The organism is Stenotrophomonas sp. YJH_SMC_80, from assembly GCF_059372495.1.
Map to the genome: position 1 here is coordinate 1 of NZ_JCAFVP010000031.1, position 7,383 is coordinate 7,383.

9 protein-coding genes are annotated in these 7,383 nt (G+C 68.1%); 1 reads left to right on the forward strand and 8 read right to left on the reverse strand.

The features are described from left to right. Positions 1-242: 242 nt before the first annotated feature. From AC5P99_RS21440 to AC5P99_RS21475, 8 genes are all read right to left on the reverse strand, one after another. Positions 243-800 (reverse strand): TetR/AcrR family transcriptional regulator, encoded by a 558-nt coding sequence (locus AC5P99_RS21440; protein ID WP_495213533.1) that lies wholly within the window; start codon positions 798-800, stop codon positions 243-245. 4 nt (positions 801-804) lie between these two features. Continuing rightward, on the reverse strand, positions 805-2,337 hold the full coding sequence (locus AC5P99_RS21445) for an MFS transporter (RefSeq protein ID WP_495213534.1): 1,533 nt from the start codon (positions 2,335-2,337) through the stop codon (positions 805-807). Positions 2,338-2,489: 152 nt separating this feature from the next. Continuing rightward, positions 2,490-3,233, reverse strand: a complete 744-nt coding sequence (locus AC5P99_RS21450; RefSeq protein ID WP_495213535.1) for a hypothetical protein — start codon at positions 3,231-3,233, stop codon at positions 2,490-2,492. Continuing rightward, positions 3,233-3,853, reverse strand: coding sequence for a DUF3299 domain-containing protein (locus tag AC5P99_RS21455; RefSeq protein WP_111118288.1), 621 nt, complete (start codon positions 3,851-3,853; stop codon positions 3,233-3,235). Before AC5P99_RS21455 ends, AC5P99_RS21450 begins: the two co-directional genes overlap by 1 nt. Beyond that, the gene (locus AC5P99_RS21460) at positions 3,843-4,394 is read right to left on the reverse strand and encodes a DUF3299 domain-containing protein (RefSeq protein ID WP_495213536.1); all 552 of its coding nucleotides are present in this window, start codon (positions 4,392-4,394) and stop codon (positions 3,843-3,845) included. The genes AC5P99_RS21455 and AC5P99_RS21460 overlap by 11 nt, the downstream gene beginning before the upstream one ends. 2 nt (positions 4,395-4,396) lie before the next feature. Next, entirely contained in the window at positions 4,397-5,650 is a 1,254-nt protein-coding gene (locus tag AC5P99_RS21465; protein WP_108269804.1) for an ABC transporter permease, read from the reverse strand. Next, positions 5,643-6,338, reverse strand: a complete 696-nt coding sequence (locus tag AC5P99_RS21470) for an ATP-binding cassette domain-containing protein (protein WP_495213537.1) — start codon at positions 6,336-6,338, stop codon at positions 5,643-5,645. Before AC5P99_RS21470 ends, AC5P99_RS21465 begins: the two co-directional genes overlap by 8 nt. Continuing rightward, a complete protein-coding gene (locus AC5P99_RS21475) occupies positions 6,335-6,868 on the reverse strand; it encodes a ZrgA family zinc uptake protein (protein WP_049475370.1) in 534 nt (177 codons plus the stop codon). The genes AC5P99_RS21470 and AC5P99_RS21475 overlap by 4 nt, the downstream gene beginning before the upstream one ends. A 32-nt stretch (positions 6,869-6,900) precedes the next feature. Here AC5P99_RS21475 and AC5P99_RS21480 point away from each other — a divergent pair, with 32 nt between their 5' ends. After that, positions 6,901-7,377 carry a MerC domain-containing protein gene (locus AC5P99_RS21480; protein WP_495213538.1) on the forward strand — a complete coding sequence of 159 codons (477 nt, stop codon included), beginning with the start codon at positions 6,901-6,903 and terminating at the stop codon, positions 7,375-7,377. Positions 7,378-7,383: the final 6 nt, after the last annotated feature.

Here is a 7,383-nt window from a genome sequence, read left to right on the forward strand (position 1 = left end):
AAGCGGCTGGGGGTATCGCCGAGGGCGTGGCTGGCCTCGGGCGCCGCGCAGGCTGGGCAGACGCGCGAGGGTAGAGTCGACTGTCAGTCGACTAACGCGCGAAGCGCGGGTTTTCGCTGTCTGACCGAAGAGCAGTCGACTGACAGTCGACTCTACCGAAGCGCATTTTCGTGGCCTGACCGAAGGGCAGCCGACCAGCGGTCGGCTCTACCACGGGTGATGTCTGCGCGCCGGCGGGCCGCTCAACTGGACGTTCCTTCAGACTTCGCCAACAACCCGGCGATGCGCTCGGCAACACGGGCGCGCACGCCTTCGTCCAGCTGGCCTTCGTACATCGCCTCGTAGATCCACAGGCCATCGGCGGCCAGGCGCGCCACGAAATTGTCGAGCGTCGTCGGATCGACATTCCCGGCCTCCGGCGCGGATGGTGCCCAGCGCCGTACCGCCGGTCCCCATGGACGCTCGCCCGCCTCCGGGTCGGCCGATTCCAGCATGAACATCAGTTCGGCACGGGTGGCACTCTGCGCCGAGACACGCACGAAGGTCTGGTAACGCTCCAGTGCCGTCGCTTCATCCGCGCGCTTGCCCAGCAGCGCTTCCATCGACGTTTCCCAGGCCTGCACCAGGTGCTCGTCGATGCCGCGCAGCAGCGCCTCGCGCGACGGGAAGTGGTACAGCAGGCCGCCGCGGGTCAGCTTGGCCTCGGCCGCCACCGACTCGAAGGTCACCGCTCGCACGCCATCACGATTGATCACGTTGACGGCGGCGTCGAGGATGCGGTCGCGCTTGCTGGTTCTCATCGCTTCATTTTACGCGATCGGCCGCACCCTCGCGGCTGCCGACCCGGCCGCGCAGCAGGCGCGCGATGATCGTCGCGCCCATCGCCAGCACCGCCGTGATCACCAGCAGCACGATCTGGTAGCCACGGTCATACGCGGCCGCAGCCAGTGCGAACCACTCACCCTGCCCGCTCTCGCGCGCGACATGCAGCGCCTGGGTGAACCCCCCGCGGGCGAGCACCGGCATATCGGCCGAGACCGGCAGGAACGCGCTGTACATCGCGGCGCTCAGGCTGCCCAGCATCGCCACCGCCAGCAGGCCACCGAACTCATAGGACACTTCTTCCACCGACGAGGCCATGCCTGCGCGGTGTGCCGGCACATTGTTGAGGATGGCGGTGGATGCCACCGAGATGGCCGAACCCATGCCGAAGCCGGTGATGGCCATACCAGCCACCACCCAGCCAAGGCCTTGCGGGAAGCCGAACGCCACCACGCCGACGCCCAGCGCACCTGCGGCCAGGCCACCACAGATCAGCGGGCGCAGGCCCACCCGGTGCAGGATGCTGCCGCCCAGCAGCGCGCTGGGCAGGCTGCCCAGTGCCGCCACCGAGACCAGCAGGCCCGCCTGCAGCGGCGTGAAGCCTGCAACCAGCTGGAAGCGCTGGGTGGTGACCAGCTGCAGGCCAGCCATCGCGAACAGGGTGAACACCGCCGACAGCGTGCCGGCCAGGAACGCAGGATTGCGGAAGATCGCAAAGTCCAGCAGCGGGTACGGCAGCTGCTGCTGGCGGCGCGCGAACGCCGCACCGCTGATGACGGCCAGCAGCAGCGCGCCCGCGCCCAGCGCATACGACGGCGGCGTAGCGATCAGCGACTTGATCGCCAGCACCAGGCCGGACAGTGCCGCCAATGCCAGCACCGAGGACACAAGGTCCCATGGCCGCGAGGTGTCGCGCTGGCCTTCCGGCGCCAACAGCAGCGTGGCCACGAACGCGACCACCACCACCGGCACGTTGATCAGGAACACCGAGCCCCACCAGAAGTGCTGCAGCAGCCAGCCGCCAATGATCGGTCCGAGCGCCGCGCCGACGATGGCCACCGAACCCCAGATCGCGATGGCGATGTTGCGTTCGCGCTCTTCGTGGAAGCTCAGGCCGATCAGCGCCAGCGTGGCCGGCATCATCGCTGCGGCACCGACCGCCAGGAACGCGCGTGCGGCAATCAGCTGCGCTGCGGTGTCGGCGAACGCCGCTGCCAGCGAAGCGACCCCGAACACCACCAGGCCGATCAGGAACATGCGGCGATGGCCGATGCGGTCGCCCAGCGTGCCCGCACCCAGCAGCAGGCCGGCCATCACCAGCGGATAGGCGTTGATGATCCACAGCGCCTGTCCGGCACTGGCCGAGAGTTCCTCGGTCAGCGTCGGCAGTGCGGTGTAGAGCACGGAGTTGTCGAGCGTAACCAGCAGCAGGCCAGCGGCGACGGTAAACAACAGTGCCCAGCGGCGGGCACGCGACAGGGCCGGAGCACCGGCCAAGGGCTGGGACAAAGCCATGGGAGAACCTGGTGGGGGTGGATTACGACCATAACTATACAGGATGTCCTGTATAGTTATGGTCGTCGGAGCCAGCCGATTCAGTTTTTGTAGAGGCGGGCATGCTCGACGGGGCCGCCAGCCAGGCATGGCCTGGCTCTACTGGTAGACGCTCACCGGCAGTCCTCCGGCAGCGCGGCAATCGCCGATACCACCGCCGCCTGCATCCCCTGCCCTACGGCGGCGTCCAGCTCGCCACCAATGTCACCATGCTGGCGCCGCAGTTCGTCCTCGCACAGGCCGCGCACGCGCGCACGGGCATTCGCGCGCAGGCTGCTGCACCGCCAGTCGGTGCCACCCAGCGGCAGCACCGAGTACACCACGCTGTTGCAGGCGTTGCCGGCGCGCTGCTGCAGCGACAGCCCACCGAAATCCCGCGGTTCGCTGCTGCGTTGCGGGTCGAAGTAGCTGTCCGGGAACGTGCGCGCGTACTGTTCGATGTCCACGGCCATGCGGCGCCCACCGGCCAACGGCATCTGCAGCGTCTGCCCGCACGGCGTCCCGTCGGCGCGATGCTGGATGTACTGGTAGATCGGCCGGTCCAGCGATGGATCCTGCTGGGTCACCGCGCTGACTGCCGCCAGCACCGGCAGCGATGCACGATTGGCCATGCGCGCCAGCAGCCCCGCCTGCGCCGGCTGGCAGCGGTCGCGCAATGTCGCCGCGAGCAGGAACAGCACGTCGTTGCGAAACGCGTGGTCGTCACCCAGGCGCTGTTCGATGCGCTGGCTGGCATTGGACGTCGGCGCCGGAAACGCGACCGCAGGCGGCGCGATGGGCGCGCGCTGCTGCCACCACACCAGCAGCGCAACCACTGCCAGCACCATTCCCGTAGCAATGATCCGGCGCCTGCGCATCAGTTGCGGATCGCCGTCAGCGTGGCCGCAGCGGCATCGTAGGACGCGCTGGCGATGTCCGCGTCGAAACGCTTCACCTGCAGGCGGCCGGCAAGCCGGTACGGATCCCACAGATCGCCCAGCGCGATCGGTGTCGCCAGGGTCACGTGGATGATCTGGTTCGGTGGTGGTGGCGGCACGTGGATGCACGCGCCGTAGAACGGCACGAACAGCAGTTCATCCACCAATCCTGCATCGTTGGTGCCGAGCGGTACCACGTAGCCATCCAGATCCACCGTGCGACCATCGACAGCATCGACCACGCGCGAAGAGCCGAACTGCTTGGCGCGATCCGGGCTGGAATGGTCGATCTCCTGCCCCGGCGGCGTGCCTGAGCCGGTGTCGTCGATCAGCCCGCCCACATCATCCATGCCACCGCGTGACAGGCCGATCTGCGGCGGCGGGCGCTGATAGGTGACCTCGTCGGGCCGCAACGCATCCCAACGGTCGATGGGGGCTTCGGCCGTGGCGGAGGGCGCCGGTTTGTCCTGCAGCGTGACCACCACGGCATCGCCGCCCGGCGCGGTACAGCCCGCCAACCACAGGCATCCCAACGCCAGCAACAGGTGACTACGGTTCATAGGGCCTCAACTGTGCGTCACGCATGGTGTAGGCCGAACCGGCCAGATCGTCGTCCAAGCGTTCGGCCCGCAGGGTGCCGGCCAGGAAGAACGGCGAATACATGTCCGGCATCTCGATCGGGCGCGGCAGCACCACGTGCACGATCTGGTTCGGCGGTGGTGGTGGCACGTGGATGCAGGCGCCGTAGTACGGCACGAACAGGAATTCGGTCAACCGCCCGTCCTGAGCGTTGGCCAGTGGTACCACGTAGCCTGGCAGGCGCACCGGCCGCTGCAGTACCGTGTCCACGGTGCGGAAGGTGCCGAACTGCGGCATGCGCCGGTTGCCGTTGTGCTCGACTTCCGGGCCCTCGCCGCGTTCCAACGCGGCCAGCTCGTCCTTGGGCATCATCTGCAGCCAGTCCAGTTCCTGCTCTGCAACGTCTGCAGGGTCATCGCGGTCAACAACCGGCGCGGGTGGCAGGGCCTGCACACCGGTATCCACCGGCCGCTCGCAGGCAACCAGGGCCAGCACCATCGGCAGCGACAGCATCCAGCGCATGCTCAGCCTCCCGGCGACAGGCCATCGACCAGCGTTCGCCGGTAGGCCAGCAATGCCGGCACCAGCCCAGCCACCGCACTGATCGCCAGCACGCCTGCCACCCACGCCAGCTCGCGGCCATCCGGCCAGACATGGGTGATCGACAGGCCGAAGGTGGCCAGTACCCAGCCGCGCCCGGCAATGCTTGCGACCACCAGCAGCGACAGGGCCAGCACACAGGCCACCGCACTGGTCGCCACCGCTTCCACCACCAGCAGGCCGGCGATGTAACCCGGCCGTGCGCCGGTCGCGCGCAGGATGGCCATCTCACGCCGCCGCTCCTGCAGGGTCGAGACCAGCAGCGCCACCAGCGAGACCATGCCCAGCAGCACCACCATCGCACTGATCAGCTGCAACGCCCGCTCGGCCGTGCCCAGCGTCTGCCACAGCTGCTGCAGGGTCACGCCGGGCAGGATCGCCAGCATCGCCTCGTCCGGATACTCGTTGATCCTGCGCTGTACCGAGAACGTGGCGATGCGCGAATTCAGGCCGAGCATGAAGCCGGTGATGCTGGTCGGGGTCAGGTCCAGGTGGCGCGCCTGCTCGGCGCTGACGCTCTGGCTGCGTAGCTGCACGCCCGATCGCCAGTCGACATGGATCGCCTCGATGGCCGGCAGCGAGACCAGCAGCGACGAATCCACCGGCGTGCCGGTGCGCTGCAGGATGCCCGCAACGCGGAACGGCTTGTCGGCATGCGTGGCCAGGGTGACCGCGCCGGTGCCGTGCGCCAGCACGATCTCATCGCCGAGGCCGACCTTCTGCGCGCGTGCCACCTCCGCACCGATTACCGCGTCGTACAGATCATCAAAGGGCCGCCCCTGTGCAAAGGCCAGCTCGTGGCCGGAACCATAGCGATAGTGTTCAAAGTAGCCGCCAGTGGTACCCACTACACGGTAGCCGCGCCAGGAATCGCCCAGCGACAGTGGCACCGACCACTTCACCTGCGGCAATGCGGACAGCTCCTGGTAGGACTGCCAGGACACGTTGTTGGTCGGGTCACCGATATGGAACACCGAGTACAGCAGCAGGTTCACCGGTCCCGAACGCGCACCGACGATCAGGTCGGTGCCCGATACGGTGCTGGCGAACCCCTCGTGCGCCTGCGTGCGTACACGCTCGACGCCCAGCAGCAACACCACGCTGAGGGTGATGACCAGCACGGTCAGGCCCACGCTCAACGCACGGCTGCGCAGGCTGGCCCAGGCAAGCTCAAGCATGGCCGGCACCTGCGTGGTTGATCTCGGACAGTGAAATGGTGCGGTCGAACAAGGGCTGCAGGCTGTCGTCATGGCTGACCACCAGCACCGTGGTGCCAGCTGCTTGGCACTGCGCCGACATCAGCTTCAGGAACGCGGTTGCCGCTTCACGGTCAAGCGCCGAGGTGGGCTCATCGGCCAGCAGCAATGCCGGACGACCGATCAGGGCACGTGCTGCCGCCACGCGTTGTTGCTGGCCGACACTGAGCGTACCCGCGGGCCGCTGCATAAGCTCAGGGTTGAGCTGCAGGGCCTGCAGCAGGCGGGCGATCTCGGCATCCAGCGGCCCACTGATGCGCGCGCTGCGCAGGCGCGAAAAGCGCAGGCCCAGCGCGATGTTGTCGCGCACGCTGAGGAACGGCAGCAGGTTGAACTGCTGGAAGATCACGCCCAGGTGGTCGGCGCGGAAGCGGTCCCGCGCGGCACCGCGCATCGCCTGCAGCGCGTGACCGGCGACTTCGATGCGGCCCTTGCCGGGCAGCAGCACGCCCGCCAGCAGGCCCAGCAGGGTACTTTTGCCGCCACCGCTGATTCCGCGCAGCAACCCGCTGCTGCCCTGCTCGACCCATAACCGCGGGATGTCCAGCACCCGCTGCATGCCGTAGCCGAACTGCACGTCTTCCAGCGAGATCACCGGTGCCGCGCTCACGGTGCCAGCACCACGCGCAGGTTGTCGGGCGTCAGCACGCTGCGGTTCTGGCCATTGGCGGTTGCGCTGTTGACGATGACTTCGTGCAGGCCGGGGAATAGTACGGGCAGGCGCACGACGATGGCGCGCAGCGCGGCAGGTTTGGCACAGTGGTACTGCAGCGTTGCGCTGAACCCTGCGTGCCGGTGCTGTCCCGGCGGCGGCGCGGCGGCCGTCGCGTCGAAGCCCTCTGCATCGGCTTTACCGGTGGCCAGACGGCAGCCCGCAGCGGTGGGCAAGGTGACCCAGCTGCCGCCCTTCAGCACTGTCGTAGCCCGTGCCAGCGCGGCCTGCTCGGCTGCATTGGCCGGCGGTCGCTCGTAATCGAGGATGCCGATGCCGGGGGCCTGCAGGGCGAATTCCAGCGTCTGCTGGTCAAGCGCAACATCGACGGTCGCCTGGCCGTGCACGTGCGGTGCGTGCTGGCGGATGTCATGGGCCTGCGCGGCACTGGCAGCCAGCAGCAGGAAAAGAGCAGCAGAACGCTTCATGGGGGAGGCTCCAATTGTTACTATGTAACATTATGGACCACATCCCCACGACGCCCGCAAGGGCCCTGGCCCAGCCGCCAACTTCGGCACGCTGGCACCCCCGCTTCGATCTTGCCGGTGCTTGGCTGTCCCTGGCCTGCGCCGCCCATTGCATCGCCCTGCCCCTGCTGCTGGCCTTCGTGCCGGCCGCGATGATGGCGCTGCGCTCGTTCCAGCATCCCGGCCATGGCGCGATGACATTGCTGTTGATGATGTCGCGCTGGGAATGGCTGTTCGCGCTGCTGGCCTCGTCGCTGGCCTTGGCGAGTACCTCGGCCGGGGTGCACCGGCACGGGCGCTGGCGGCCTGTGCAGCTGGCCTGCACCGGCGCGATTCTGCTGCTGTCGGCCTCGCTGTACCTGCCGCTGAAGGAATCGCTGCGCTGGCATGGCGTGGCGACAGCCACTGGTGGCGTGCTGCTAGCATGCGCGCACATCGGCAACCGGCGGGCGCTGCACAACCGCCGGTAGTGCCGG

Coding starts and splice junctions, on each gene's coding strand:
- AC5P99_RS21440 (WP_495213533.1), bottom strand. CDS start 800: ATGAGAACCAGCAAGCGCGACCGCATCCTCGACGCCGCCGTCAACGTG.
- AC5P99_RS21480 (WP_495213538.1), top strand. CDS start 6,901: ATGGACCACATCCCCACGACGCCCGCAAGGGCCCTGGCCCAGCCGCCA.
- AC5P99_RS21460 (WP_495213536.1), bottom strand. CDS start 4,394: ATGCGCTGGATGCTGTCGCTGCCGATGGTGCTGGCCCTGGTTGCCTGC.
- AC5P99_RS21475 (WP_049475370.1), bottom strand. CDS start 6,868: ATGAAGCGTTCTGCTGCTCTTTTCCTGCTGCTGGCTGCCAGTGCCGCG.
- AC5P99_RS21450 (WP_495213535.1), bottom strand. CDS start 3,233: ATGCGCAGGCGCCGGATCATTGCTACGGGAATGGTGCTGGCAGTGGTT.
- AC5P99_RS21455 (WP_111118288.1), bottom strand. CDS start 3,853: ATGAACCGTAGTCACCTGTTGCTGGCGTTGGGATGCCTGTGGTTGGCG.
- AC5P99_RS21465 (WP_108269804.1), bottom strand. CDS start 5,650: ATGCTTGAGCTTGCCTGGGCCAGCCTGCGCAGCCGTGCGTTGAGCGTG.
- AC5P99_RS21445 (WP_495213534.1), bottom strand. CDS start 2,337: ATGGCTTTGTCCCAGCCCTTGGCCGGTGCTCCGGCCCTGTCGCGTGCC.